Origin of the sequence: Bradyrhizobium monzae, from assembly GCF_021458635.1 — a bacterium.
Classification (GTDB): Bacteria; Pseudomonadota; Alphaproteobacteria; order Rhizobiales; family Xanthobacteraceae; genus Bradyrhizobium.
In genome coordinates this window covers 857,538-883,407 of record NZ_JAIRDQ010000001.1, presented here as the reverse complement: position 1 = coordinate 883,407, position 25,870 = coordinate 857,538, and the positions used below count along the sequence as shown (strand labels likewise).

Here is a 25,870-nt window from a genome sequence, read left to right as displayed (position 1 = left end):
GGTCGCAAATGTCCCGCCGCGTGCGGGACATTGCATGAAGATGATGCAGGCATGAAGAAGTTGCGATCACGGATAACGACCGACGGCCTCGACCGGGCTCCGCACCGTGCCTTCATGCGCGCCATGGGGCTTGACGACGCGGCCATTGCCAAGCCGATGGTAGGCATCGTCAGCATGAAGGGCGAGCAGACGCCCTGCAACATGACCCACGATTTTCAGGTGGCTGCTGCCAAGATCGGAGTCGAGGAGGCCGGCGGCACGCCGCGCGAATTCTCAACCATCTCGGTGTCCGACGGCATCAGCATGAATCACGAGGGGATGAAGTTCTCCTTGTTCTCGCGTGAGCTGATCGCCGACTCCATCGAGGCCGTCGTCCATGGTCTCGCCTACGACGCGCTGATCGGATACGGCGGATGCGACAAGACGCTTCCGGGCGTGATGATGGGCATGGTTCGTTGCAACGTGCCGTCCATCTTCATCTATGGCGGCAGCTCGCTGCCGGGCCGCGTTGATGGACGCACGCTGACCGTCCTCGACTCCTACGAGGCCGTCGGCAGCTTCATGACCGGAGAGATCGACGTCCCGACGCTTGAGCGGATCGAGCGCGCCTGCCTGCCGACCATTGGCGCTTGCGCCGGTCAGTTCACCGCGAACACCATGGGAATGGTGTCGGAGGCGATGGGTCTAACGATACCCAACGTGTCGATGGTGCCCGGCGTCTATGCCGAGCGCGCTCAGATCTCCCGCCGCGCCGGGCGGTTGATCATGGAGATGCTCGAACGAGGTGGGCCACTTCCGCGTGACATCGTGACGCGGAAGTCGCTGGAAAATGGAGCCGCGATCGTTGCTGCCACAGGCGGATCGACCAATGCCGCGCTGCATCTGCCAGCGATCGCGAACGAAGCCGGCATTGCGTTCACAATCGATGACGTCGGTGAGGTCTTTGCCAGAACGCCGCTGATCGGAAACCTGCGGCCTGGAGGCAAATACACGGCGAAGGATGTTTTCGATATTGGCGGGGCGGCCGTTGTGATCCGCGAGTTGATTCAAGGCGGGCATATCGATGGCAGCTGCCTGACCATCACGGGCCGCACGCTCGCGGAAGAACATGGCGCGGCCAACGCGCCCGATGGCGAGGTCGTTTACGCGACCCGCGCGCCGATCATGCCAGACGGCGGGGTGGCGGTTCTGAAGGGCAATCTCTGTCCCGATGGCGCCGTCATCAAAGTCGCGGGCTTGAAGAGCCAGTTCTTCGAGGGCGTGGCGCGCGTCTTCGAGGATGAGGAGGCTTGTGTCGCGGCTGTTCGTGACCGCAGCTACAAGGCTGGCGAGGTTTTGGTGATCCGCAATGAAGGGCCAGTGGGCGGCCCTGGTATGCGCGAGATGCTCGGCGTCACCGCGCTGATTTACGGGCAGGGCATGGGCGAGAAAGTGGCCCTGATCACGGATGGGCGGTTTTCCGGCGCCACGCGCGGCATGTGTATCGGCTATGTATCTCCGGAAGCGTTCGTTGGCGGACCGCTGGCGCTTGTCCGCGATGGCGACAAGATCCGGATTGATGCCGCCCGACGCCGCATGGACTTGCTGGTGGATGAGCAGGAACTCGCCGCACGCCGACGCGATTGGAAGCGGCGCCCGCCGCGTCATCGCGCAGGTGCGTTGGCGAAATATGCGCGTCTGGTCGGCCAGGCGCCGGGTGGCGCAGTCACGCATGAGGGACCGGCGGAATGGCCGTGGTTCGAGTGAGAAGTCGCGCGCGTGCGAAACTGGCGCCTGTTTGGCAGGTTTCTTGCTAAGCTCGTGCCGCTTATGGAGGACATTCGGCAAACCGGCTGCGTGACGTTCGCCGTGAGTGAAGCGAGAGACGGGATGAAGGTAGTGCCTTCGAGATCGAGCGAATGGGTGAGACCGGTGACATCGCAAAAGCCAGCTTCTGCGATCATCGAGATCGACCGCGTCTCGCAGGTCTTCCAGACCTCGGCACGCAGGGAACATTTGGCGCTATCGGATATTTCCCTGACGATCGAGGAGGGGGCGTTCGTCTCCATCCTCGGACCGTCGGGCTGCGGAAAGTCGACGCTGCTTTACATTGTCGGTGGCTTCGTCAGTCCAACCAGTGGCGCGGTGAGGATGAAGGGACAAACCATTACCGGGTCGGGGCCGGATCGCGGGCCTGTCTTCCAGGAGTTCGCGCTGTTTCCGTGGAAGACTGTGCTGGGCAACGTGATGTATGGCCCGCGCCAGCAAGGTGTGCGAGCCAACGAAGCAGAAGCGCAGAGCCGCGCTCTGATCGAGATGGTCGGGCTCAAGGGCTATGAGAACTTCTATCCCAAGGAGTTGTCGGGCGGCATGAAGCAGCGCGTCGCGCTGGCCCGGACGCTCGCCTATCACCCCGAGGTCCTGTTGATGGACGAGCCGTTCGGTGCGCTCGATGCTCATACCCGGACGCGTCTCCAGAACGATCTCCTGAATATCTGGGAGCGTGACCGCAAGACGGTGCTGTTCGTCACCCACTCGGTCGACGAAGCAGTCTTCCTCTCGGACAAGGTCGTGATGATGTCGAAGTCTCCGGGGCGTATCCGGGAGGTCATTGATATCGATCTGCCGCGGCCGCGGCGCCGCAACGAGCTGTTGCTCGATCCGCGCTACCAGAAATACGTCGTCGACATCGAGCGTATGTTCGATGAAAGCGACGAAGCCGGGTCGCTCTCATGATGTCGCCGAGCGCCGTGACGAAACGTGCTGCGCCGGTGCTGGCTTGCATCGGACTATTGGCGGTATGGCAGGTCGCGTCGCTTGCGCTGAAGAACGACAGCTTTCCAACGGCTATCGAAGCGATCCGCGCGATCCCGGATATCCTGGGCGACAAGGAATCTCTGATCAACATCCTGGCCTCGCTCCGCCGCATGACGATCGGGTTTGGCATAGCAGTTCTGGTTTCGATTCCGCTGGGCCTTTTGATGGGCCGTAGCCGGGCCGTTGCAGCCTTCTTCAATCCGCTGCTGATGGTGATCTATCCGGTGCCGAAGGCTGCGTTGATGCCGATCGTCATGCTGTGGCTCGGCGTCGGTGACATCACCAAGACGCTGGTGATCTTCCTCGGCGTCAGCCTGCCTGTCATCTATCATAGCTTTGAGGGTGCCAAGGCCGTCGAGGAGAAGATGCTGTGGTCGGGCGCGGCGATGGGGCTTTCGCCCTTGCAGCGTCTGGTCCGGATCGTGTTGCCTGCCGCACTTCCGGAGATCCTGACCGGGTGCCGCACCGGCCTGGTGCTGGCGCTGATCACGATGATCACCAGCGAGATGATCGCGCGCCAGTCTGGAGCGGGGAACATCCTGTTCAACGCGCTCGACATGGGCCAATACGACACGGTCTATGCGATGATCATCATCGTCGGCGCGATGGGCATCTGTCTCGATGCGGTCTTCGAGCGCGTCCGCGCAAGATTGGTGCGCTGGTCCGAGCCGCAGTTCGACATGCCTTTGAGCTTCTCATGATGTCACGTGCTCTCTCGCCAAACGTCATCTTGGGGCTCGCGCCGATCGCCTTGGTGATCGTGCTGTGGCAAGGCCTGGTGTCATTCGGCTTCGCGCCCGTAGTTTTGCTGCCGCCGCCTGGCGTCGTCTTCAACCGGCTGCTCCAGCAGCTCGTGACATGGACTTTTCAGCAGGAAATTGCCGCGACCCTGATCCGGCTATTCGCCGGTTTCGCGATAGCGGTCGTGCTTGGCGTGAGCATAGGCATCGCCGCTGCTGCCAGTCCGGCGATCAATGCCATTGTGCGGCCGATCGTGCGGGTGCTGGCGCCGCTGCCGAAGGTAGCGCTCTATCCGGCGCTGTTGCTGTTGCTCGGTTTCGGCCACGGATCGAAGATCACGCTGGTGACTGCGGACGCGCTTTTTCCCATTCTGCTGTCCACCTATTACGGCGCCTCGACGGTGGAGCAGAAGATTATCTGGTCGGCTATGGCGGCGGGAACGCGGCGCTATGAAATCCTGTTCAAGGTCGTCTTGCCGGCGGCAATGCCATCGATCCTGACCGGGTGCCGGATCGGTCTTGTCATTTCCTGCATCGTGGTGTTTCTGGCAGAGATGATCACGTCGACGGACGGCCTGGGGCACGCGCTGGTCACCGCGGCCCGCACCTTTCAGGCCGTCGACATGTTCGTACCATTGATCACGATTTCACTGCTGGGGTTGATCCTCAATGCCCTGTTGGGCGCTGTGCGATCGTATCTTCTACGGGGCTTCCCCGAAGCGTGAGCTGACGAATAAGAAACCAGAGGACCGGGAGTGAACCATGCTGGCTGATCGCATCGAGGCAAAATGGATCGACGCATTTTGCGAGATTTTTGAGCGATGTGCGGTCAAGACCGGCGATACCGCGGCGATTCTCTCGGAGACGCAGTCGCGCGCCTTGAATGTGCATCTGGCAGAGCTGGCCCTGCTGCGAATGGGAGCGAAGCCTTTTCATGTGGTTATTCCAACGCCGCGCAATCGGAATATCGTTCCCGTCCGCTCAACCGGCGCCAGCGAAGCAATCCAAAAGCTTGGGCCGGTCATCACTGCGCTTCAGCAAGCTGGCTTCGTGGTGGACTGCACCATAGAAGGCCTGATGCATGCGGTGGAGACGCCCGAAATCCTGAAAGCGGGCGCGCGTATTCTGGTGATCTCCAACGAGCATCCTGAGGCGCTGGAGCGCATGGTGCCGGATCCGGTGCTGGAGAAGCGCGTTCGCGCAGCCGCAAAGATGCTGCGTGGGACGAAGCGGATGCGGGTCACGTCGAAGGCCGGCACGTCACTGGACGTCGACATGGTCGGTGCGTCCACGGTCGGCGTGTGGGGCTGGACCGACAAGCCCGGCACGCTGGCGCATTGGCCGGGTGGCATCGTGGTCAGCTTTCCCAAGAGCGGGACGATCAATGGCACGCTGGTGATGGCCCCGGGCGACGTCAATCTGACGTTCAAGCGATACTTGACGTCGCCGGTGAAGATGACGTTGAAAGACGACTACGTGGTCGAGCTGGAAGGCGAGGGCACGGATGCCGCAATGATGCGTGCCTATCTTGCCGCCTGGGGCGATCGGGAGGCTTATGCCGTCTCGCATGTGGGTTTCGGCATGAACCCGGGCGCACGCTACGAAGCGCTGTCGATGTACGATCAGCGAGATACCAATGGCACGGAGATCCGCGCCGTCTCCGGCAACTTCCTGTTCTCAACTGGCGCCAACGAATTCGCCGGCCGCTACACTGCGGGCCATTTCGACTTGCCAATGATGGGAACGACCATCGAGCTCGATGGCGTTGCGGTGGTGCGGGAAGGCGTGCTTCAGGACGTCTTCGGCTAACTGCGATCGATGACCGGCGGGCGGGCCAGGTCGAAGTGCCGCAGCAGGTCAACCATCGCTTGGAGGCGATTTACCCGATAGGCGTCGACGTCCATGCCTGAATAATCGAGAAAGCCGGCGCCGGTGCGGAGGCCGATCCGACCTTCATGCATATTACGGGAAATCACTTCCGGTGCGCGGTAGCGGTCGCTACCGAGTGCTCCCTCCAGATACTTGCTGGCGTAGTACAGAATGTCGCCGCCGCCCCAATCGATGAATTCCAACAGCCCGAGCACGGCATACCGGAAGCCGAACCCGTAGCGGATCGCCTTGTCGATCTCCTCCGCGCTGGCGACGCCTTCCTCGACCATGCGCGCGGCCTCGTTCATCGCCAATGCCTGGATGCGCGGAACGATGAAGCCGGGCGTCGCCGCGCAGACGACAGGCACCTTGCCGATGCCTTCGAGCAGCGCCTTGACCTCGTCGATGATGGCTGGATCGGTGGCTTTGCCGGGCGAAACCTCGACCAGCGGGATCAGATAGGCTGGGTTGAGCCAGTGTACGTTGAGGAAGCGGCGAGGGTTTACGATCGCGCCCGAGAGATCGTCGACGAGGATGGTCGACGTGGTCGATGCAATGATTGTGTCGTCGCCGACCTGCTTTGAAGCCGCCGCCAGCACCTCGCGCTTGAGCTCGACCACCTCGGGAACGCCCTCGAACACCATTCCGGCTTCGGACAACGCGGCGCCGCTTTGGCTGGCCGGCACCACCGAAACCCGCGCGATCAGCGGATCAACGTCGGTCTCGGTCAGCAGCCCCAGCTTCGACAGGCTGGCAAAGGTCTTCCTGACTTCGCCCAGCGCGTCCCCCTCCAGCCTGGCAAAGTCCCCCGCTGAACGGGGCTTGATGTCGATCATCGTGACCGTGTGCCCCGCATAGGCGAACGCGACGGCGATACCGCGGCCCATGCGACCGGCCCCGAGACAGGCAATGTTGGCGCGACGGGTCATCGGTCAGAATCCCTCACGAAGCAGCATCTGCAATTCGGCCTTGTGAAGCTTGCCAAGCCCCAGCGTCTCCAACGTCCGGCCGCCTTGCGCAAAATCCTCGCCGCAGATTGCGCCGCCCATGGCCAGGAAAGCCTTGGCGAGCGGTGTGGCCACGCCCGCCAGCCCGGCGACGGACACCAGCAGCGACAAGCCGAGCCGCAGATCCTCGCGCATGTAGCGATGCTCGGTCAGCACGATCCGCTCGCGCCAGTCACCGGAATCCGTCAGGCGATCATGTGAGCCGCGGCCATACATCCACATCTCCCCCTCTTTGGCGTAATGGTGCGCGAGCGGAAAATGCGGTGCCCCATAGCCGAGCGCCTCGCGCACGGCGATCCGCTCCGCGTCGAGTGCGTCGGTCACCCGTCTGATCGCAGCCTGCGTTCCCTCCTTGTGGATGTCCCACCGCTCGAAATGCTCGATCGGGCCCGCGTTCATCGCGATCAGCGGCGGATGAATGATGCAGCCCGCATTCATCAGCGCGCCCGAGAGCGCGTCACCGCACGGCTCGATCACATCCGGGAAGGCGCGTCCAATCACTTCAAGCGCATGCGGCGCCTGGTCGAGCGGGAACACGCCGACCGGCAACCGCTTTGCGCGGATGGTGATCGCGACCTGGAATGGCCCGTGCTTGCGAGTGAGCCATGGCAACGTGCCGGTTTCAGCGAAGCTCGCTTTGGCGCGATTGCCGGCGTCTCGTGCGGCCTGCGCGAAGATCATTGAGCCGAATGTCGCGGGCGGCAGAAACACGACCTGGCCGTCCTGCAGATGCGGGGCGAGGAGCCGGGCGATATCCGGCTGAGCGAACGCGGGGGCGGGGCACAAGATCAGCTCGGCATCGCTGATAGCTACGGCGATGTCGCTGGTCACCAGCGCCAACTTCACGTCGTGCTGGCCAGCATGGTCCTTCACCAGGATGCGGGAGCCAGCGGCACGATGTGCCTCGACCTGCTCTGTGTCGCGGCGCCAGAGTCGCACCTCGTGCCCGGATAGCGCGAAGTCGCCCGCGGCTGCGAAAGAGCCGTTCCCCCCACCCAGAACCGCAATCTTCAAGATGCTTCTCCTTGCGCACGTGACTGCGCATCAAGCTGCTTCAGCAGGAAATGCTGGACCTTGCCCAGCGCCGTGCGCGGCATGTCGGCGACGAAGACGATGTCGCGTGGAACCTTGTAGCGAGCGAGCTGCGCCTGAACGTGCGCTCTCAGCTCGTCTGCTTCGAGACGGCAGCCGGATCGCGGGATGACATAGGCGACGGGGACTTCGTCCCAGCGCGGATCCGGCCGGCCGATCACGGCGCATTCGCTGACGTCAGGATGTTCGAGCAGCACCCGTTCGACCTCAGCCGGATAGACGTTCTCGCCACCGGAAATGATCATGTTCTTCTTGCGGTCGCGGACCCAGAAGTAGCCGTCCGGATCACACAGGCCAACATCGCCGGTGCGATACCAGCCGTCGTGCAGCGCATCGCGTGTGGCGTCCGCATTGCCCCAATATTCGAAGAAGACGTTGGGACCGCGGACCGCGATCTCGCCCGGCGCGCCTGCCGGCACCTCGTTGCCGGCCTGATCAATCACCTTCGCTTCGCAGCACAGGCCGGCAAGCCCGGTCGATCCCGCGCGCGACAGGTCGCCGCCGAGGCGGGTGTAGACGGCGATGGGGCAGGTTTCCGTCGAACCGTAGACTTGCAGCACCGGCACGCCGCGCGCGACGAAACGATCGATAAGATGTGGTGGCACGATGGTCGAGCCGGTGGCGACGGCCTTCAGCGACGAGAGATCGATCGTGGCCCAGGCGGGGTGCTCGCTGACGGCCTGGATGATCGCCGGTACCATGACCGTCAGGGTCGGACGCTCCCGTTCGATGGCCGCAAGCGCCGTATCGGGGGTGAAGCGAGCGTGGATTGAGATGGTCGCGCCAAGCTGGAGCGCCGCCGTCGTCTGGATGTTGAGCCCGCCGACGTGGAAGAATGGCAACACCGTCAGCACATGATCGTCGGACGTCATGTTGTGCATGTGCTGGCTCATGACGCCGTTCCAGAACAGCGCCTCCTGGCGCAGAACAGCACCCTTCGGCCGCCCGGTCGTTCCTGACGTGTAGACGATGAGCAGTGGGCAGGAGAGATCGGTGTGCGGATTGCGTCCGCTGCTTCCCTTACGCGCCAGCAGGCTGCCGAAGGTCATGCCGTGCGGTGGCGCAAAATCGAGGCCGATGATCGCGGTTCCCGGCGCGAGTTCGGGAAGGACTCCCTCAAATGCCTGTTCGAGCACCAGCACCTTGGCGCCGGCATCGGTGAGGATGAAGAGCTGCTCGGCGACAGCCAACCGCCAGTTCAGCGGCACCAACATCGCGCCGAGCCGCGCGCATGCATAGAGTAGGACCAAATAGTCCGGCCGATTCAGGCTCAGGATCGCGACGCGGTCGCCCCGGCCGACACCGAATTCCTGCTTCAAGCCAGTTGCCGTCCGTTCGATACGATCGGCGAATGCCGCGTAGCTCAGCCGCTCCCCCTCGAAGGTGATGGCAGTCTTGTCTGGCGAAAACGCCGCGTTGCGATCGATCAGACTGCAGAGGTCCACCGTCAGTCGTCCGTTTCGCCAGCCTCGTACAGCGCCTCGCGACCGATCCGGTCGAGGCAGAGCTCGGCCGTCCAGGGCAGCATCAGCGAGCCGCAGCGGCTGTCACGATAGATGCGCTCAAGCGGCAGCGAGCGGAGCATCGCCTGTCCCCCGCAGGTGCGGATCGCAAGCGCGGCGAGCTCATTGGCGCCTTCCATCACCGAATATTGCGCGGCATAGGCGCGCAGCACCTGCTCCTTGCTCGGATTGGCGCGCGCTTCGGTAACAGCCTGGAACCAGATTGCCTTGATCTGCTCGAGCTTGATCTGCATCTGCGCAACCGCGATCTGCTTGGTCGGATACATCCGGCGCTTGACCGGAGGCATGCCCGGCACCTCTCCGCGCAGATAGCGCACCGTAAAGTCATAGGCGGCTTGCGCGAGGCCCATATAGGTCGGCGACAGCGTCAGGAACATGTGTGGCCAGCGCATCGCGGCCTGGAAATAGACGCCGCGGGGCATCAGTGCGGAGTCGTCGGGCACGAAGACATCTTTGAACAGCAGCGTCCGCGACACCGTTCCGCGCATGCCGAGCGGATCCCAATCGCCAACAACCGAAACGCCCGGTGATTTCGCGGAGATCGCAAGGTAAAGCGTATTGCGACGCGAGGCTTTCTCACCTTTCTCGATCTCGGTGCAGAGCACACCGTAATAGTCGGCGTGGCCGGAGAGCGACGCAAAGATCTTCTTGCCGTTGACGATCCAGCCGCCTTCGACAGGCTTTGCTTCAGTGCCGAAGGCAACGCCGCCCGCGGCCGCCGCGCCACCTTCGGAGAAGGGCTGCGAATAAATCGCACCGTCCTCGAGGATGCGCTTGTAGTGGACGGCACGCCGCTTTTCGTGCTCTGCGCGGGTCTCCGCATCCATGTCGAGATCATCAGCCAAAGGCCCCGACCACAGTGTCGAACAGACGTGCATGTTCCAGGTCAGCGCGGTCGCGCCGCAATAGCGGCCGATCTCCGCCGCGGCCAGGGCATAGGTCTGGTAGTTGGCTCCCAGCCCGCCGTGCTTCTTCGGCACGGCGATGCCGAGCAGGCCGACGCGGTGCAGGTCGCGATAATTCTCGGTTGGAAAGACCGCCTCGCGATCGTAGGTGGCGGCACGACCCGCGAACACGCTCTGGCCGATCTCGCGCGCCCGCGCGATGATCCCGGCTTGTTCGTCGCTCAAGCGAAACGCCACGGGATCGAAGATCGGCGCGTCCAGCGCGACCTTGTCGCTCGTGCCGATGGTCTTGCTGACTTGCATGGTCATGGCGCAGTCACCCGTGTTTCGCAGCAACGGAATCGACGAAGCTGCCGATAGCCTTGGCGAAGGCATCAGGCCGCTCAAGGTTGGCGAGATGGCCAACGCCGGGGAGTTCGACATATTCCGCGGCGGGAACGTAGGTTGCCGTCTTCGCCATCATTGGCGCAGGCGCGTTGTTGTCTTTGGAACCAGACAGCAGCAGCGTCGGCACCGAAATGTCCTTGAGCGTGCTGCGTTGGTCGAATCCGATCAGCGCCAGCATCATGGCGCGATAGCTCGCTTCGGGCACACTCGCCATGCACTCGCGTGCAAGCTCCATCCCCTTGGGATCTGGATCATCGCCGACCAGCTCCTTCACGAGAGACGGCGCCAGCGACTTCATGGTCTCGCCGCGATCGAGCGGACCCAGGCGTGCCGCGATGAACGATTTTTGCCAGTCACCGTCGGCTTTGCCGAAGGCCGGACTGGTCTGCGCAAGGACGACCGCGCGCGCGAGTTTCGGCGATTGCACCAGCCATTTCTGGACGATCATGCCGCCGATCGAATGGCCGACCAGAATAGGGCTTGTCGCCCCGATCTGCTCGATGAATTGCTGGAGCGCATCGGCCAGGGCCGCGATGCTGACGCTGGCGAGTGGCGCCGAGCCGCCATAGCCCGGCATGTCCCACGCGATCGCGCGGAAACGGTTGCCGAATGTAGCAAGCTGCTGCCGCCAGGCCCGCGCCGCGCCGCCAATGCCATGCAGGAAAATCAGGGGTATCGCGGCCGGATCGCCCGCAGCTTCATAGGCGAAGCGTCCACCCCTTGTTATCATTGGCGCAGGCTGCGACACGCGACATCCTTTTGCTTGGCCCGGCGATGCTAACAGGCCTGCGGGGGATGGGAAGAGATAATTTTATACTTAAAGCAATTTTCAGGCCGCTCCCTCGCGCGCGGGCTTTTGCGGCGTCGATCCGCGCTTTCGTTGCAAAAGTTTGAAGGTTAAAATATATCGGAGGAACGATCAGCAGATCTCGAGGGAGCCCGCGCATGTCCGCATTGCCGCATTCACCGCACGCGCTGGTGACCGGTGGCGGTCGCGGCATCGGTCGCGCGATCGCAGCATCCCTTGTCGACGCTGGTGCCACCGTGACGGTGCTCGGTCGGAACGCGGCTACTCTCGAAGAGGCGGTAAGCGCAGGCGCCGCGCATTATGCAGCCGTTGCCGACGTCTCGGACGAAGCCGCGCTCAAGGCAGCGATCGCCGTGGCGGATGCGCGAAAGCCGATCGATATCCTGATCGCAAACGCCGGCAGCGCCGAATCCGCGCCGTTTGCGAAATCGGACAGCGCCCTTTTTGCGCGCATGATGGACGTCAATTTCATGGGCGTTGTCCATGCCGTCCGCGCAGTGTTGCCGGGGATGAAGGATCGCCCATACGGGCGCATCGTTGCGATTGCATCGACGGCCGGGCTCAAGGGTTATGCTTACGTGAGCGCGTATGCTGCGGCGAAGCACGCCGTGGTCGGTCTCGTGCGTTCGGTTGCGCTGGAGATGGCCGGCAGCAATGTGACCGTGAATGCGGTGTGCCCCGGCTTCACCGACACCGATCTGGTTGCCGGCAGCATCGACAACATTGTGAAGAAGACCGGGCGCACCCGCGAGCAGGCCATCGCCGAGCTCGCGAAGCACAACCCGCAGGGGCGCCTGATCACGCCGCAGGAAGTGGCCAATACCGTGCTTTGGTTGTGCAGCGAGAACGCTGGTGCGATCACGGGCCAGGCGATTGCGGTCGCCGGTGGCGAGATCTAACCGCACGGAACAAGGAAGGAAATCTCATGAGCAGACCAGCCAATCCCGTCACCGTGCCGCTGGCGGACTATTCGCCACAACACTTCCTGCTGGCCGCGGTCGACGGTGTTGCCACGGTGACGCTCAACCGTCCGGAACGAAAGAATCCGCTGACGTTCGAGAGCTACCGCGAGTTGACGGATTTCTTCCGTGCATGCGCGTTCGACGACGCGGTCAAGTCGATCGTCGTCACCGGCGCCGGCGGCAATTTCTCGTCTGGCGGCGACGTGTTCGAGATCATCGGCCCGCTTGTCAAGATGGACACCAAGGGGCTGACCGCGTTCACGCGGATGACCGGTGATCTGGTCAAGGCGATGCGGGCCTGCCCGCAGCCGATTGTGGCCGCGGTCGAGGGCATCTGCGCCGGTGCCGGCGCGATCATCGCCATGGCATCCGACATGCGGCTCGCCGCTAGCGGAGCCAAGGTGGCATTCCTGTTCAACAAGGTGGGTCTTGGCGGCTGTGACATGGGCGCTTGCGCGATCCTGCCGCGGATCATCGGTCAGTCCCGCGCCTCCGAGCTTCTGTACACCGGCCGGTTCATGACCGCGGAGGAGGGCGAGCGCTGGGGCTTCTTCAGCCGCATCGTCACGCCGGAGCAGGTGCTGTCCCAGGCACAGCTACTGGCCAAGCAGGTCGCGGACGGACCGACCTTCGGCAACACCATGACCAAGCGGATGCTGGCCATGGAATGGGCGATGTCGGTGGAGGAAGCGATCGAAGCGGAGGCCGTTGCCCAAGCCCTGTGCATGACGACGGCTGATTTCGAGCGCGCCTTTGAGGCTTTTGCCAACAAGGTCAAGCCGGTCTTCAGGGGCGACTGACCCGCCATTTCCTGCGGGGGAGCCTGGAACGGGGACTTGCCAGAAATTATTTTAGGCTTAAAATAGTTTTCATGGCCGGGTGAATTGGCGAGGCTCCCATGAAAGTCGCGATCATCGGTGGTGGACCCGCGGGGCTCTACGCAGCGATTCTGCTCAAGAAGCAGCGCCACAGCGCCGATATCACCGTCTATGAGCGCAACCGCGCTGACGATACGTTCGGCTTCGGCGTGGTGTTCTCGGACGCCACGCTCGACAATTTCGAGAAACACGACCTCCCGAGCTACCGCCGCATCACCCAGGAGTTCGCCTATTGGGATGATATCGCCGTGCATTTTCGCGGCACGGTGCATCGGGTCGGGGGTAACGGCTTTTGCGGCTGCTCACGGCAAAAATTGTTATTGATTCTGCAGGAGCGAGCGCGCGAGCTCGGTGTCAACCTCCAGTTCGAAGTGGATGTTGACGACGAGTCGCGCTTCGCCGATGCCGATCTCGTCTTGCTCGCCGACGGCATCAACAGCCGATTCCGGGAGAAGCATGTCGATCATTTCGAGCCGGAAGTCGACCTCCGCACCAACAAATTCGCCTGGATGGGCTCGACCAGGCCGCTCGATGCCTTCACCTTCATCTTCCAGGAGACAGAGTGGGGACCTTTCATCGCCCACGCCTACCAATATGAAGCCGGCCACTCGACCTGGATTTTCGAGACCGACCCGGAGACGTTCGAGCGGGCAGGGCTGAATGGGCTGAACGAGAGCCAATCGGCCGCGCGAATGGCCGACATTTTCGGCTGGTTCCTCGACGGGCACAAGCTGCTCACCAACCGGTCGATGTGGCGCAATTTCCCGATGATCCGGAGCAAACGCTGGGTCAAGGACAACATGGTTTTGCTTGGCGACGCCAAGGCGACCGCGCATTTCTCGATCGGCTCGGGCACCAAGCTCGCGATGGAAGATGCAATCGCACTGGCCGAAGCGATGGCAAAGGCGCCCGACACCAAGGTTGCACTGGATGTCTATGAGCACGGCCGCCGCGAAGAGGTCGAGAAGACCCAGCACGCGGCCGACGTTTCGCTGGTCTGGTTCGAGCATGTCGACCGCTTCTGGGATTTCGATCCCGTGCAATTCGCCTTTGGCGTGATGACGCGCTCGAAGGCGATCACTTATGACAATCTGAAGCTCCGCGCGCCCGATTTCGTCGCCGAAGTTGAGAAGTCGTTCGCCAGGCAAGTGCGCAGCAACGGCTTCGACGTCAGCACCGACAAGCCGATGGTGCCGCTGTTCCAGCCATTCCGCCTGCGCGAGATGGAGGTCGCCAACCGCGCCGTGATGTCGCCGATGTGCATGTACTCGGCGAAGGAGGGCGTTCCCGGTGACTTCCACCTCGTGCACTATGGCTCGCGCGCCATCGGCGGCGCCGGCATGATCTTCACCGAGATGACCTGCGTCAGCCGCGACGCCCGGATCACACCCGGCTGCGCGGGGCTGTGGAACGACGAGCAGGAGGCCTCGTGGCATCGCATCGTGGATTTCGTTCACGGCAACTCGGCCGCAAAAATCTGCCTGCAACTCGGACACGCAGGCCGCAAGGGCGCGACCAAACTGATGTGGGACGGCATCGACCGTCCGCTGGACGAAGGCGGTTGGGACGTGGTCTCGGCATCGCCGCTGCCCTATTTCGCCGACAGCCAGGTGCCGCGCGAACTTGACCACGCCGGCATGAACGCGGTGAGAGATTCGTTTGTCGCGGCGGCCGAGCGCGGCGAGCGCTGCGGCTTCGATATGCTTGAGCTGCACTGCGCTCATGGCTATCTTCTTGCAAGCTTCATCTCACCGCTGACGAACACCCGTACGGACGAGTATGGCGGCTCGCTCGAAAAACGCCTGCGCTTCCCACTCGAGATCTTTGAGGCGCTGCGGGCCGTTTGGCCGAAGCACAAGCCGATGTCGGTGCGGATCTCCGCGACTGACTGGGCTGACGGCGGCATCACGGGTGACGATGCGGTGGCCATCGCGCGGGCCTTTGCCGAGGCCGGCGTCGATCTCGTCGATGTCTCGACCGGACAGACCGTGCGCGATGCGCAGCCAATCTATGGACGCATGTTCCAGACGCCATTCTCCGACCAGGTGCGCAACGAGGCCCGCGTGGCAACCATGTGCGTCGGCAACATCACGACCGCGGACCAGGCCAACACCATTCTGGCCGCCGGTCGGGCCGACCTCGTCGCGCTCGGGCGGCCACATCTGGTCGACCCCTTCTTCACCTTGAAAGCAGCCGCCTGGTACGGCGCAAACGACGCGTTCTGCCCGCCGCAATATCTGCCCGGGAAGGACCAGATTTTCCGCAATAGCGTGCGAGATCGGCAGGATCTCGAGGAGCTGAGAATTAAGGCTAAGCCCAAGACCCGGGCTGAGCTCAAGGCGGAGGCGACAAAGCCGCTTGCGGCGGAGTAACCGCCCGTGCGACGTTAACCCCGTTGCCTGTGTATTGAGTGGAGTTAAGGGCGATGAAGGCGATTATCGTCGGCGGTGGTATCGGTGGTCTCACCACGGCTTTGATGCTGCGGGCCCGCGGCATCGGCTGCGAGATTTTCGAGCAGTCGGATACGATCCGCGAGCTCGGCGTCGGCATCAACACGCTGCCGCACGCCATGCGCGAGCTTGCCGGTCTTGGCCTGCTGCAAAAGCTCGACGACGTCGCGATCCGTACCGACCAGCTCTACTACCTCAACCGCCATGGCCAGGAGGTCTGGCGCGAAGCCCGCGGCGTGGACGCCGGCCACGACGTGCCGCAATTCTCGATCCACCGAGGCCGTCTCCAGGGTGTCATCCATCGCGCCGTCGAAGAGCGGCTCGGAGCGGAGTCGATCCACACCGGCTGCCGGCTTGGCGCCTTCACGCAGGACGAGGGCGGTGTCACAGCCTATTTCTTCGATCGTGCCGGCGCGCATATCCACACCGCGCGCGGCGACATCCTGATTGGCGCCGACGGCATCCACTCACGCGTACGCGACACGCTGTTTCCGAACGAAGGGCCGCCGTGCTGGAACGGCCTCATGCTGTGGCGCGGTGCGCGCGACTGGCCGCTGTTCCTCACCGGCAAATCGATGATCGTCGCCGGTGGCCTCAACGCCAAGGTGGTGATCTATCCGATAGCGGAGGGATCGAGCCCGGCGAGCCGTCTGACAAATTGGGCCGTGCTGGTGAAGGTAGGCGAGGGTAACGCGCCGCCGCCGCGGAAGGAAGACTGGTCGCGGCCGGGCCGGCGCGAGGAGCTGATGCCGCATGTCGCGCGCTTCTCGGTGCCTTATATCGATGTGAGGAGCCTGATTTCAGCGACGCCGGAATTCTACGAGTATCCGACCTGCGACCGCGATCCCTTGCCCTATTGGTCGTCCGGTCGCGTCACTCTGCTCGGTGATGCCGCGCATCCGATGTATCCGGTTGGCTCCAATGGCGCCTCACAGGCGATCCTCGACGCGCGCTGCCTTGCCGACGCGCTGGTGCGCGCCGAGCATCCGCGTCAGGCCTTGATGGAATACGAGAAGAAGCGCCTGCCGATGACGGCGGACATCGTCCGCTCCAACCGTCGCGGCGGCCCCGAGGGCGTCATCGACACCGTCGAGCAGCTTGCGCCCGACGGCTTTGACAATGTCGACAACGTGCTGAGCTATTCCCAGCGCGAGGCGATTGTGCGTGGCTATGCCACCAAGGCGGGCTTCGCCGCGGTCCCGGGACTCGCGGCCGTGCGCGCCTAAACCGCGTCGCTAGCCGGCGCCGGGCGGCGGCGGCAGGAAGTGGATGTTGAACTCGGCGGCCATAGCCACCACGTCCTCGGGCTTCTGCTCCTTCATGTTGTGAAGGCCCCAGAACAGGTCGAACAGCTTTTTGGTCGGCGAGACCCAGAACAGCACTTTTGCGGTCTGGTCCGATTTGTTGAAGATGCCGTGCGGCACGCCCATGCCGAGCCGGATCAGATCGCCGGGTGTTGCCTGCGCCTCCGAATTGCCGAGCATGAAATCGAGCTTGCCTTCCAGCATGTAGAGATATTCGTCCTGATCGGGATGGATGTGCGGCGGCACGAACGTGCCCGGCGGCAGGGTTGCGTGCCAGGAGAAGCTGTTCTCGGTGTTGCTCTTCGGCACATAGGTCTGACCGAGGATGTTCCAGGAGATGCCCTGAATCCCCTCATTGGCCCGCGTGATGCCGGTGATTTCGCTCTTCATTGCAGTCCTCCCTAAACGCGACGCGCGGCCTTAGTTTGCCGCCTTGCAGTCCTTGGCATATCGGTCGCCGTAATTCTCGAAAACTTTCTGGACGATCTCGGTCTGGAATTTGCCGTCCGGACGCTTGGCGACCTTGGTCAGGTAAAAATCCTGGATCGGATAGCCGTTGGTGTTGAACTTGAACGAACCACGCAACGACGTGAAGTCCGCCTTCTTCAGGGCTGCCGCAACGGCGTCCTTGTTGGAGAGGTCGCCCTTCACACCCTTGACCGCGCTGTCGATCAGCATAGCAGCGTCGTAGGCCTGGAAGGCGTAAGTGCCGGGCACGCCGTTATAGGCGGCTTCATAGGCGGCGACGAACTTCTTGTTCTGGGGATTGTCGAGATTGGGTGCCCAGTTCGCGCCGCCGAACATGCCGACCGCCGCGTCCTGCTGCGCCGGCAGGGTCGATTCATCCACCGTAAAGGCCGAGAGCACCGGAATGCTGTCGGCGAGACCGGCCTGCTTGTACTGCTTGACGAGGTTCACGCCGAGGCCGCCCGGCATGAACGTGAAGAGAGCATCGGGCTTCTGCGACGAAATCTTGGAAAGCTCCGGCTGGAAGTCCAGCGTATTGAGCGGCATGTAGGACTCTTCGACGATCTCGCCCTTGTAGTCGAGCTTGAAGCCGGCGACCGAGTCCTTGCCGGCCTGATAGTTCGGCACCATCAGATACATGCGCTTGTAGCCGCGATCCTGCGCCACCTTGCCGAGGATCTCGTGGACTTGGTCGTTCTGATAGGACGTCACGTAGAAGAACGGGTTGCAGTCCTTGCCGGCAAAGGTCGACGGGCCGGCATTGGGGCTGATCAGAAACACCTTGGATTCCGTGACCGGCCGATGGATCGCCTGGAGGATGTTGGAGAAGATCGGCCCGACTACGAAGTCGACCTTGTCGCGCTCGAGCAGGCCCTTGACCTTGGTCACGGCCACATCAGGTTTCAACTCGTCGTCGACCGCGACGACCTCGACGTCGCGGCCACCCATCTTGCCACCGAGATCCTTCACCGCGAGGGCAAAGCCGTCGCGAACCTGCTGGCCGAGCGCGGCGCCGGGGCCCGACAGCGTCACGATGACGCCCAGCTTGATCTTCTCCTGAGCGAGGGCAGGGCTCATTGCGGTGCCAAGCAGCAAGGCGGCCGCAGCCAAAGTCATTTGCGTCTTCATGATCTGTCCCCCATCAACATCGGGCTTGTGCTGCAAGCCGCGTACCTTGATCCAAGCTTATGCCGATGATGGCCGCCGCGGCAAGCCAAGCTCAAGGCGTCACCATCTCGCGCGCAGCGGCGCATGCAAGCCGCGCGCCAATTATTTGAAGCCTAAAGAAACTGGGGTGTGGTCGATTGTTGCAGCTTTGGGCTTGCGGCCGGCGTTGATTTATTTGAAGCTCAAAACATTGGGGAATCCGTGCCGGCGCCAATGCCGGCCGTGAGTGACTGCATCGAGATGCTCGATTCCGAGACCAAGGCCGTCGAAACACCGGAGGACCATGCCGAAGAGCTTCGGCTGTGGTTGCGCCTGCTCACCTGCACGACCTTGATCGAAGGAGAAGTCCGCGGCCGGCTGCGGCAACGTTTCGACGTCACGCTGCCCCGTTTCGATCTGATGGCGCAGCTCGACAAGGCGCCCGACGGCATGACGCTGTCGGACGTCTCCAAGCGCATGATGGTGTCCAACGGCAACGTCACCGGCCTCGTCGAGCGCCTGGTGGAATCCGGCCATCTCGACCGGCGCACCTCGGAGACTGACCGCCGCGTCCAGGTGATCAGGCTCACAAAGCTTGGCCGTGCCGAGTTTCGCAGAATGGCCTCGGAACACGAAACCTGGATCGCCGATCTCTTCGCCGATCTGACGCCAAAGGACGTGCGCGAGTTGATGCGGTTGCTGGCCAAGACCAAGGCGTCGGCGCAGAAATCGGCCGCGCGTCGCCGGCCCTAAGCGCGGGCTGACGCGCCCGCTAATCCCAATTTGCCGCACGAAAATGCAAGGGACGCCCAAAATCCGCTATTGCGCCGAATTGTTTTAAGCCTAAAATGTTTCCCAAGTTAGTGCTGCCGGGTGCTTTCCATGCGCAAAGGAGCGTGCGATGGCCAACACCGCCAAGGTTCAAGTCTCGGGCTCGCATGATGCAAACGCTGCGACCGCCCACGTCGACACGTTTGCGCGGCAGCATCTGCCACCGTCAGAGCTGTGGCCGGAGTTCATCTTCACGCGGCCGGAGCTGCGCTATCCGCAGCGTTTGAACTGTGTCAGCTATTTCCTCGACCGTTGGGTCGAGCAGGGGCAGGGCGATGCGCCTTGCGTCATCAGTCCCGCCGTGAGCTACACCTATCGCGAACTGCAGGGGCTCGTGAACCGTATCGCCAATGTGCTGGTCGGCAAGCTCGGTCTCGTGACCGGCGGCCGCGTGCTGCTGCGCTCCGCGAACAGCCCAATGATGGTCGCGACCTATCTTGCGGTGATCAAGGCCGGCGGCATTTGCGTGGCGACGATGCCGTTGCTGCGCGCGAAGGAGCTGTCTTATCCGATCCAGAAAGCGGAGATCACGCTCGCGCTGTGCGACGGAAAACTCTCCGATGAGATGGAGAAGGCGAAGCTGGCCGCACCGGGTCTCAGGCATGTGGTCTATTGGGGCAACGGTGCTCCCGACTCGCTCGAAGCACTGATCGCGGATGCGAGCGCCGAGTTCGCCGCGATCGATACCGCCTCTGACGATATCTGCCTGATCGCCTTTACGTCGGGAACGACCGGCGATCCCAAGGGCACCATGCATTTTCACCGGGACATGCTGGCGGTGTGCGACGGCTACGCGCGCAATATCTTGCGGGCCGAGCAGAAAGACCGCTTTGTCGGCTCCGCGCCGCTCGCCTTCACCTTCGGTTTCGGCGGCGTGCTGTTCCCGATGCACATCGGCGCTTCTTTCGTCGTCCTCGAGAAGACGACGCCCGATGACATGCTAACGGCGATCGAGCAGTACAAGACCACAGTCTGCTTTACGGCGCCGACCGCGTATCGCGCCATGATCGGCAAACTGCCGGGTCGTGACATCTCCTCGCTGCGGAAGTGCGTGTCTGCGGGCGAGACGTTGCCCAAGCCGACATTCGATGCCTGGCTGAAGGCCACCGGCATCAAGCTGATGGACGGGATTGGCTCGACTGAGCTGCTGCACATCTTCATCAGCGCGACCGAGGACGAAATTCGTCCTGGCGCGACCGGCAAGCCCGTGCCCGGCTATGAGGCGAAGATCGTCGATGATGACGGCAACGATCTGCCGCCGGGCACGATGGGGAAGCTTGCGGTGCGCGGGCCGACCGGCTGCCGTTATCTCGCCGACGAGCGGCAGCGGAAGTATGTCCAGAACGGCTGGAACATCACCGGCGACACCTATCTGATGGATAGCGACGGCTACTTCTGGTACCAGTCGCGCTCCGACGACATGATCGTGTCATCCGGGTACAATATCGCGGGCACGGATGTGGAAGCAGCGCTGCTGACGCATCCGTCGGTTGCCGAGTGTGGAGTCGTCGGGGCGCCGGATGAAGCGCGCGGGATGATTGTGAAGGCCTATGTCATTGCCGCACCCGGCGTGACGCCCGATGCAAAGCTCGCAGCCGAGTTGCAGGAACATGTCAAACGCGAGATCGCACCGTATAAATACCCGCGCGCGATCGAGTTCGTAACGCAATTGCCGAAGACCGAGACCGGAAAATTGAAGCGCTTTGCTTTGCGGCAATTGGCGCAGGCCGCAGTGACGTCTTCGGGCGTCGCGGCAGAATGAGATGAGGATCAGGAATTGTCCGTGACGACGCCGAAAGGCCCACAGCTCGCGGTGCTGCCAAGTGCAGCCGACGACGACGCCAGCCCTAAGGTACAGGTGCTCCAACCGTCCGGCTGGCCGATGCCGAAGGGCTATGCCAACGGCATAGCTGCCGAAGGGCGCATCGTCGTCACCGGCGGCGTGATCGGCTGGGACGCCGAGGAGCGTCTCGCGGAAGGCTTTGTCGCGCAGGTCCGCCAGACCCTGAGTAACATCGCAGAAATCCTTGCCGAGGCCGGTGCGCGGCCCGAGCATCTCGTTCGCCTGACCTGGTACGTCGTCGACATGGAAGAGTACCTCGCGAACCTGAAGGAGCTCGGCAAGATCTATCGCACGATCTTCGGTGCGCACTATCCGGCGATGGCGCTGGTCCAGGTCGTGCGCCTTGTCGAGAAGGCGGCGCGCGTCGAGATCGAGGCCACCGCCGTCATTTCTCGCTGAACTGCCCTCAGCTTGCCGTTTCAGCCTGCCTTGGCGAGATCATCGTCCTCGGGCGAGTTCAGATAGACGCCGGACATGGTGTCGACCCAGCACAGATGGTCGTGCACCTTCTTGACGCCCGCGACATTCTCCGCGGCAACGATCGCGGCCTGCCGCGCGCGCTCCTCGGTGATGACGCCGCTCAAGTGAACGATGCCATCGCGGACGATGACGTTCAGTCCGAACGGACACCAGTCGTTTTTCTCCATGGCATCGATGATGCGCCCGCGGATGTGATCATCGTCGGCTGTCGGGTCTGGCACTTCGCGAGCGAGGCCCGCCACGGCCTGCAGGAGATTCGCGCGCGACACGATGCCGACGACCTTGTTGCCGCGAACCACCGGCAGGCGCTTGACGTTGTTTCGCTCCATCACATCGACAATCTCTGCAAGCGCCGTATCTTCGTTAATCGTGACGGGCGAGGCGGTCATGACCTCCGACACTCTGCGGCCGTGCTCATGGACGAAATCGCTGGCCGTCGTACCGGGTCCGAGAATGAACCGCAGCCAGCGGCCGCGCGTGCGCCCGGTGCCGATTTCGCTGCGGCGGATGAAGTCGCCTTCCGAGACCACGCCGACCAGCCTACCGTTGTCGTCGACGACGGTGAGGCCGCTGACGTGGCGCTTCAGCATGATATTCGCGGCTTCGACGATGCTGGTGTCAGGCGTGACCGAGATAACCGACCGGGTCATGATCTGATGGGCGCGCATGGGGGGCTCCGCAAGTTCACACAAATATCAATGTGCGGAGCTTAGATCAGCGGCGGTGGCCTGATTTGACTCAGGTCAAGCAGCGCTGGCGGAGAGCTAATCCTCCGGCTCCGAATCCGGGGTCAGGTCGGAGGAGCGGAAGGGCTTTGCCTTGTCCAGCTTGCGATAGGCCGTCGAAGCCGTTCGCAACAGCTTCTTTTCTCGCTTCCGGTCGAGAAAGCGAATGCCGGCCTCGGGAACGGCCTCATTCAATGACGCTGCCAGCGTTTGACCGCGCGCATCATCGTTCAACTGTCCGAGCGACTTTTGCGCCCTGCGCAATTGCTTGAGGATCGACTTCTGCTTCGTCAACGACTCGTCGGCGAACAAATCCTGCAGCGACTCGATCGAATAGGTCAGCCGCTTGTTGAGAATTCGCAGCTTGTGCCGTTTCTCGACGTCGAGCTTGCGCAGCTTCTTGGCCTTCCTGAGCAACGCCTTTTCCCATTCGGTCAGTTGCGACGTGGCGTGGTCGGCGAGCGGACAGCGGCGCAGCCTGATGGCCTCCTTGCTGCGCCTGGTCGACCAGGGGCCGCTCTCGATCCAGATCGAGGCCTGTTCGACCAGGCGGCGATATCGCGCCGATTGCAGTGCGCGGGCCAACAGGCGATGGCTTTCGGCCCGCTTCTGGTCCCAGTGCTGGAGCTCGGCGATCACCGCGAGCTCATCGCCGGTCTCGGCCAAGACGCGTTCGATGGCGACATCGAGGTCCCGCACCATGCCGAGCTGGCCGTTCAGCCATTTCAACTCGGCCCAGACGTTGGGGCGCAGCGCATCGTCGACCATGGGCGAAAAGAAGCGAATCGCGGTCCGCAGATGGGTCAGCGCGATTCGGATCTGATGCAGCGCCTCCGGATCGCCACGACAGGTCCCGTCATGCTGGGCGAGGACGGCGGCGAGGTGACGGCGGGCGATGATCCGGAAGGCGGTGTCGCAGGCCATGCCGGGGCTGAGGCGCCCGGGCAGCGTATTACGGCTCGCCGCCGGCCTGGCGCGCGTGGTCGCCGTCGAACTCGTGGTGGGTCGCGCCATCCTAGCTCGCGCCAATCAGATTGCCTTACCTGCCCTCAGCGATCGCGTCCTGGCAGTTCTGGAGCGTCTGCGCTTGTGTCCCGGATGCATCGATGATCGTCCAACCGATATGGCCGATATTATAGTGCTCTTGCAACGCGGCAACCTCTTGCGTCGCATCGGATGCGTCGCCGCGGCGCCCTCCGATTCGGGACTGCCGGGTCGCCAGATCCGCGGTCAGGAAGAGACCGGTGAGAGGCACGTTGCAATCCCCGGCCAATGTGGCGAAGGCGTCTCGCTCGAAATCGCGGGCGAACACCCCGTCGACGATCGTCGAATGGCCCTGGGCCAGCACACGCCGGGCGTGCTCGGCCAGCGTCGCGTAGACGCGCTCTGCGAGCTCGGGCGTGTATGCGGATGGCGGCAGGCGCTCGGTGTCGGCGACCCCGCACATCTGCTTGCGAATGACGTCGCTGCGCAGCACGACGGCGCCCGGCTGCGGCGCAACGATGGGTGCGAGCGCGCGCGCCAAAACCGTCTTCCCGGTGCCGGACAGTCCGCCTACCGCGATGAGGCGGGGAGCGGGAGGCTGGATCAGCGCCCGGGCAAGGTCAAAATAGCGCCTCGCCTCGTCGAGAATACCGGCATCGCCGGAACGTGGCGGCTTTAGCCTTGCGAGCGCTACCTGCGCGCGGATCGCTGCGCGAATCGACATCAACAGCGGCAGCGCGCCGAGTGCGTCGAGGTTTTCCAGCGGCGTCGCGGCAAGGTACCGGTTTAGAACAGTGTTGGCTGCCAGCGGCTGATCGTGGCGCAACAGGTCCATCAATGTGAAGGCGAGGTCATAGAATACGTCGACAGTCGCCATCTGCGCGTCAAACTCGATGGCGTCGAACAGCACGGGCTGCTGCCCGATCAGCACGATATTCGCGAGATGCAAATCGCCGTGGCAACGGCGGACGAAGCCGCGGCGGCCGCGTTCTTCAAGCAAGGGACGGGCGTGCAGGAATGCCGCGTGCGAGGCCTGTGCAAGCTGCTCGATTTCCGCGGCCGGGATATGAGTCCCGTTCCGCAACCCAGAGCTGTTGCCGTCGATCAGTGCGGGAATGGAGGCAACCCATGACTGGCCGTCGGCGGGCGTCGCCGCCGCATGCGAAGCCGCGATCGCGTCGGCGATGGCCGACGCAAAGTCCGCATCGAACTGTCCGGCCTTCGCCAGATGGTCCAGCGTCCGGCTCTCGTCGAAACGTGACATGTCGACGGCATATTCGACCGGGCGGCCGCGGCCGTCGACCTTCACCGATCCGTCCGGCTCTTCTGTGATGGCCACCACGCGATGATAGATCTGTGGCGCGTGCGGCCGGTTGATCCTGACCTCCTCCTCGCAGGCCATCTTGCGCTTCTCGAGTGTCGAATAATCGAGAAACGGAAACTTGACCGCCCGCTTGATCTTCAGCGCGCGCGTCCCGTCGAGGAAGACCGAAGCCGCGTGGGTGTCGATCCGCTTCACGCCGGGACGTGCGCTCAGTACCGCGAAGATCCGTTCCTGGGTCGCAGAATTGTCTGTCATCCCTGCCGGCATATTGCAAATGAGGGCGCCAAGCGGTCGGGCCGCAAATCAGGGTAACCCTTAAGGCGGGACCGCGACCAGTCCTTGACTTCGGTCAAGGCCTGGCGTCGGTTGGCGACACGGAGTTTTCCCGGCTTGAGGAGGATCAAGCGCCCGGACCAAAAGCTGGCCTATTTTGACCGGCAAGGAGAATCCGATGCCCATCAAGGACGTGTTTCTGCCGCTCTTTGGCGAGCCGCGTGCCGCCACGTTGGCTGCGATCGAGAAGTGCGTAGCCGTTGCCGCCGGCCTCGGCGCCAGGGTGACCGGGCTTGCACTGGAGGATGACGCTTTCGTCCGGCCGAAAGTGCTGTTCCCCGATGATACGGAGTCCACTGGACTCGCCGCTGTGCGCGAGGTGAGTGACATGCAGCAGCTCCTGAACGCATTCACCAATGCGGCCTCCCGCATCGGCGTTCGCGCCCAAAGCCGATCGGGCAGGGTGCCGGCGGATCGGATCGCATCGACCCTGGCCGAACATGCGCGCGTCGGCGACCTCATCCTGGTGCCCGTGAAGTCGCACGACAGCCGTGCGGAAAATATCGTCGAGACCTTCCTGTTCGAATCCGGCCGGCCGCTGCTGCTCTGTCCGGAGCAGCATGTGGAGCTGCTACGGCCGGAAATCGAGAACGTCATGATTGCCTGGGCGCCCTCGGCCCGCGCCGCACGTGCGGTCGGCGACGCGCTGCCGATGCTTCAGGCCGCCAACGCGGTGCGCGTGGTCACCGCTACGGACGACAGGACCGACGAGGTCATGCAGTCCGGAACGAGCCTTGTTGATCATCTGAGGGAACACGGGGTCTACGCATCCTTCGAGACTGTGAAGGGGAGCGGCAGCTCGATTGGCAAGGTGCTGGGGAGCTGGGCGCAGTCTCACGCCATCGACGCCATCGTCATGGGAGCCTACCATCATTCGCGCCTGAACGAGATCGTCTGGGGCGGCGTGACCAAGACCGTCATCGGCCAGCCACCGTGCTGGGTGATGATGTCGCACTAGGGGCGTTTCGGCTCGCATCCGGGTTAGTTTCGTAGCTGTCGGACCTGCCGCCCGATC

The 25,870-nt window shown here is 63.2% G+C and carries 23 protein-coding genes; 13 read left to right on the top strand and 10 right to left on the bottom strand.

All coding sequences use genetic code 11. The annotated features are described in order from the left end of the window. Positions 1–51: 51 nt before the first annotated feature. The 5 genes from ilvD to K3F49_RS04320 all read left to right on the top strand — a co-directional run bounded on the left by ilvD (position 52) and on the right by K3F49_RS04320 (position 5,345). Positions 52–1,746 (top strand): dihydroxy-acid dehydratase, encoded by a 1,695-nt coding sequence (gene ilvD, locus K3F49_RS04340; protein ID WP_234679660.1) that lies wholly within the window; start codon positions 52–54, stop codon positions 1,744–1,746. 123 nt (positions 1,747–1,869) lie between these two features. After that, positions 1,870–2,715, top strand: coding sequence for an ABC transporter ATP-binding protein (locus tag K3F49_RS04335; protein WP_234679659.1), 846 nt, complete (start codon positions 1,870–1,872; stop codon positions 2,713–2,715). Continuing rightward, positions 2,712–3,497: an ABC transporter permease gene (locus K3F49_RS04330; protein WP_234679658.1), complete on the top strand. Its 786-nt coding sequence runs from the start codon at positions 2,712–2,714 to the stop codon at positions 3,495–3,497. The genes K3F49_RS04335 and K3F49_RS04330 overlap by 4 nt, the downstream gene beginning before the upstream one ends. Further along, the gene (locus K3F49_RS04325) at positions 3,494–4,261 is read left to right on the top strand and encodes an ABC transporter permease (protein WP_234679657.1); all 768 of its coding nucleotides are present in this window, start codon (positions 3,494–3,496) and stop codon (positions 4,259–4,261) included. The genes K3F49_RS04330 and K3F49_RS04325 overlap by 4 nt, the downstream gene beginning before the upstream one ends. Positions 4,262–4,298: 37 nt before the next feature. Continuing rightward, positions 4,299–5,345 (top strand): M29 family metallopeptidase, encoded by a 1,047-nt coding sequence (locus K3F49_RS04320; RefSeq protein ID WP_234679656.1) that lies wholly within the window; start codon positions 4,299–4,301, stop codon positions 5,343–5,345. Here the strand turns inward: K3F49_RS04320 and K3F49_RS04315 are convergent. Genes K3F49_RS04315 through K3F49_RS04295 form a run of 5 tightly spaced genes read right to left on the bottom strand, consistent with a single transcriptional unit; the run spans position 5,342 to position 11,067 of the window. After that, the gene (locus K3F49_RS04315; RefSeq protein ID WP_234679655.1) at positions 5,342–6,334 is read right to left on the bottom strand and encodes a 3-hydroxybutyryl-CoA dehydrogenase; all 993 of its coding nucleotides are present in this window, start codon (positions 6,332–6,334) and stop codon (positions 5,342–5,344) included. The two genes, K3F49_RS04320 and K3F49_RS04315, sit on opposite strands and share 4 nt — an antisense overlap. A 3-nt stretch (positions 6,335–6,337) precedes the next feature. Next, positions 6,338–7,426, bottom strand: coding sequence for an NAD/NADP-dependent octopine/nopaline dehydrogenase family protein (locus K3F49_RS04310; RefSeq protein WP_234679654.1), 1,089 nt, complete (start codon positions 7,424–7,426; stop codon positions 6,338–6,340). Beyond that, a complete protein-coding gene (locus K3F49_RS04305; RefSeq protein ID WP_234679653.1) occupies positions 7,423–8,949 on the bottom strand; it encodes a class I adenylate-forming enzyme family protein in 1,527 nt (508 codons plus the stop codon). Before K3F49_RS04305 ends, K3F49_RS04310 begins: the two co-directional genes overlap by 4 nt. A 2-nt stretch (positions 8,950–8,951) precedes the next feature. After that, positions 8,952–10,241, bottom strand: coding sequence for an acyl-CoA dehydrogenase family protein (locus K3F49_RS04300; RefSeq protein ID WP_234679652.1), 1,290 nt, complete (start codon positions 10,239–10,241; stop codon positions 8,952–8,954). Between the two features lie 7 nt (positions 10,242–10,248). Further along, complete coding sequence (locus K3F49_RS04295) at positions 10,249–11,067, bottom strand: alpha/beta fold hydrolase (RefSeq protein ID WP_234679651.1); 819 nt, start codon at positions 11,065–11,067, stop codon at positions 10,249–10,251. A gap of 197 nt (positions 11,068–11,264) precedes the next feature. Between K3F49_RS04295 and K3F49_RS04290 the strand changes: the two genes are divergently transcribed. The 4 genes from K3F49_RS04290 to K3F49_RS04275 all read left to right on the top strand — a co-directional run bounded on the left by K3F49_RS04290 (position 11,265) and on the right by K3F49_RS04275 (position 16,643). Continuing rightward, positions 11,265–12,026, top strand: a complete 762-nt coding sequence (locus K3F49_RS04290) for an SDR family NAD(P)-dependent oxidoreductase (protein ID WP_234679650.1) — start codon at positions 11,265–11,267, stop codon at positions 12,024–12,026. A gap of 26 nt (positions 12,027–12,052) precedes the next feature. Beyond that, positions 12,053–12,889, top strand: a complete 837-nt coding sequence (locus K3F49_RS04285; protein WP_234679649.1) for an enoyl-CoA hydratase family protein — start codon at positions 12,053–12,055, stop codon at positions 12,887–12,889. Between the two features lie 98 nt (positions 12,890–12,987). Further along, positions 12,988–15,339 carry a bifunctional salicylyl-CoA 5-hydroxylase/oxidoreductase gene (locus K3F49_RS04280; RefSeq protein WP_234679648.1) on the top strand — a complete coding sequence of 784 codons (2,352 nt, stop codon included), beginning with the start codon at positions 12,988–12,990 and terminating at the stop codon, positions 15,337–15,339. A 53-nt stretch (positions 15,340–15,392) separates the two neighbouring features. Continuing rightward, positions 15,393–16,643 carry a flavin-dependent oxidoreductase gene (locus tag K3F49_RS04275; RefSeq protein WP_234679647.1) on the top strand — a complete coding sequence of 417 codons (1,251 nt, stop codon included), beginning with the start codon at positions 15,393–15,395 and terminating at the stop codon, positions 16,641–16,643. A gap of 9 nt (positions 16,644–16,652) precedes the next feature. On the opposite strand, the gene K3F49_RS04270 is transcribed toward K3F49_RS04275, so the two are convergent. After that, complete coding sequence (locus tag K3F49_RS04270) at positions 16,653–17,111, bottom strand: cupin domain-containing protein (RefSeq protein WP_148752669.1); 459 nt, start codon at positions 17,109–17,111, stop codon at positions 16,653–16,655. 30 nt (positions 17,112–17,141) lie between these two features. Then, positions 17,142–18,317 carry an ABC transporter substrate-binding protein gene (locus K3F49_RS04265; protein WP_234679646.1) on the bottom strand — a complete coding sequence of 392 codons (1,176 nt, stop codon included), beginning with the start codon at positions 18,315–18,317 and terminating at the stop codon, positions 17,142–17,144. 252 nt (positions 18,318–18,569) lie between these two features. Here K3F49_RS04265 and K3F49_RS04260 point away from each other — a divergent pair, with 252 nt between their 5' ends. The 3 genes from K3F49_RS04260 to K3F49_RS04250 all read left to right on the top strand — a co-directional run bounded on the left by K3F49_RS04260 (position 18,570) and on the right by K3F49_RS04250 (position 21,408). Then, the gene (locus K3F49_RS04260; protein ID WP_234679645.1) at positions 18,570–19,088 is read left to right on the top strand and encodes a MarR family winged helix-turn-helix transcriptional regulator; all 519 of its coding nucleotides are present in this window, start codon (positions 18,570–18,572) and stop codon (positions 19,086–19,088) included. A gap of 148 nt (positions 19,089–19,236) precedes the next feature. Next, entirely contained in the window at positions 19,237–20,928 is a 1,692-nt protein-coding gene (locus tag K3F49_RS04255; RefSeq protein WP_234679644.1) for a benzoate-CoA ligase family protein, read from the top strand. A gap of 21 nt (positions 20,929–20,949) precedes the next feature. Then, the gene (locus K3F49_RS04250) at positions 20,950–21,408 is read left to right on the top strand and encodes a RidA family protein (protein ID WP_234679643.1); all 459 of its coding nucleotides are present in this window, start codon (positions 20,950–20,952) and stop codon (positions 21,406–21,408) included. Between the two features lie 20 nt (positions 21,409–21,428). Here K3F49_RS04250 and K3F49_RS04245 read toward each other — a convergent pair whose 3' ends face one another. The 3 genes from K3F49_RS04245 to K3F49_RS04235 all read right to left on the bottom strand — a co-directional run bounded on the left by K3F49_RS04245 (position 21,429) and on the right by K3F49_RS04235 (position 24,777). Beyond that, positions 21,429–22,157 carry a CBS domain-containing protein gene (locus tag K3F49_RS04245; protein WP_234679642.1) on the bottom strand — a complete coding sequence of 243 codons (729 nt, stop codon included), beginning with the start codon at positions 22,155–22,157 and terminating at the stop codon, positions 21,429–21,431. 96 nt (positions 22,158–22,253) lie between these two features. Further along, positions 22,254–23,228, bottom strand: a complete 975-nt coding sequence (locus K3F49_RS04240; RefSeq protein WP_234679641.1) for a CHAD domain-containing protein — start codon at positions 23,226–23,228, stop codon at positions 22,254–22,256. Positions 23,229–23,253: 25 nt separating this feature from the next. Then, positions 23,254–24,777, bottom strand: coding sequence for a bifunctional aminoglycoside phosphotransferase/ATP-binding protein (locus tag K3F49_RS04235; protein WP_234679640.1), 1,524 nt, complete (start codon positions 24,775–24,777; stop codon positions 23,254–23,256). Positions 24,778–24,973: 196 nt separating this feature from the next. On the opposite strand from K3F49_RS04235, the gene K3F49_RS04230 reads away from it, so the two are divergent. Then, on the top strand, positions 24,974–25,813 hold the full coding sequence (locus tag K3F49_RS04230; protein WP_234679639.1) for a universal stress protein: 840 nt from the start codon (positions 24,974–24,976) through the stop codon (positions 25,811–25,813). Positions 25,814–25,870 lie beyond the last annotated feature (57 nt).

Excerpts from the sequence above, each read along its gene's own strand:
- ilvD (WP_234679660.1), top strand. The coding sequence starts at position 52 with ATGAAGAAGTTGCGATCACGGATAACGACCGACGGCCTCGACCGGGCT.
- K3F49_RS04335 (WP_234679659.1), top strand. The coding sequence starts at position 1,870 with ATGAAGGTAGTGCCTTCGAGATCGAGCGAATGGGTGAGACCGGTGACA.
- K3F49_RS04330 (WP_234679658.1), top strand. The coding sequence starts at position 2,712 with ATGATGTCGCCGAGCGCCGTGACGAAACGTGCTGCGCCGGTGCTGGCT.
- K3F49_RS04325 (WP_234679657.1), top strand. The coding sequence starts at position 3,494 with ATGATGTCACGTGCTCTCTCGCCAAACGTCATCTTGGGGCTCGCGCCG.
- K3F49_RS04320 (WP_234679656.1), top strand. The coding sequence starts at position 4,299 with ATGCTGGCTGATCGCATCGAGGCAAAATGGATCGACGCATTTTGCGAG.
- K3F49_RS04315 (WP_234679655.1), bottom strand. The coding sequence starts at position 6,334 with ATGACCCGTCGCGCCAACATTGCCTGTCTCGGGGCCGGTCGCATGGGC.
- K3F49_RS04300 (WP_234679652.1), bottom strand. The coding sequence starts at position 10,241 with ATGACCATGCAAGTCAGCAAGACCATCGGCACGAGCGACAAGGTCGCG.
- K3F49_RS04290 (WP_234679650.1), top strand. The coding sequence starts at position 11,265 with ATGTCCGCATTGCCGCATTCACCGCACGCGCTGGTGACCGGTGGCGGT.
- K3F49_RS04285 (WP_234679649.1), top strand. The coding sequence starts at position 12,053 with ATGAGCAGACCAGCCAATCCCGTCACCGTGCCGCTGGCGGACTATTCG.
- K3F49_RS04280 (WP_234679648.1), top strand. The coding sequence starts at position 12,988 with ATGAAAGTCGCGATCATCGGTGGTGGACCCGCGGGGCTCTACGCAGCG.
- K3F49_RS04275 (WP_234679647.1), top strand. The coding sequence starts at position 15,393 with ATGAAGGCGATTATCGTCGGCGGTGGTATCGGTGGTCTCACCACGGCT.
- K3F49_RS04270 (WP_148752669.1), bottom strand. The coding sequence starts at position 17,111 with ATGAAGAGCGAAATCACCGGCATCACGCGGGCCAATGAGGGGATTCAG.
- K3F49_RS04265 (WP_234679646.1), bottom strand. The coding sequence starts at position 18,317 with ATGAAGACGCAAATGACTTTGGCTGCGGCCGCCTTGCTGCTTGGCACC.
- K3F49_RS04260 (WP_234679645.1), top strand. The coding sequence starts at position 18,570 with ATGCCGGCCGTGAGTGACTGCATCGAGATGCTCGATTCCGAGACCAAG.
- K3F49_RS04255 (WP_234679644.1), top strand. The coding sequence starts at position 19,237 with ATGGCCAACACCGCCAAGGTTCAAGTCTCGGGCTCGCATGATGCAAAC.
- K3F49_RS04245 (WP_234679642.1), bottom strand. The coding sequence starts at position 22,157 with ATGCGCGCCCATCAGATCATGACCCGGTCGGTTATCTCGGTCACGCCT.
- K3F49_RS04240 (WP_234679641.1), bottom strand. The coding sequence starts at position 23,228 with ATGGCGCGACCCACCACGAGTTCGACGGCGACCACGCGCGCCAGGCCG.
- K3F49_RS04235 (WP_234679640.1), bottom strand. The coding sequence starts at position 24,777 with ATGACAGACAATTCTGCGACCCAGGAACGGATCTTCGCGGTACTGAGC.
- K3F49_RS04230 (WP_234679639.1), top strand. The coding sequence starts at position 24,974 with ATGCCCATCAAGGACGTGTTTCTGCCGCTCTTTGGCGAGCCGCGTGCC.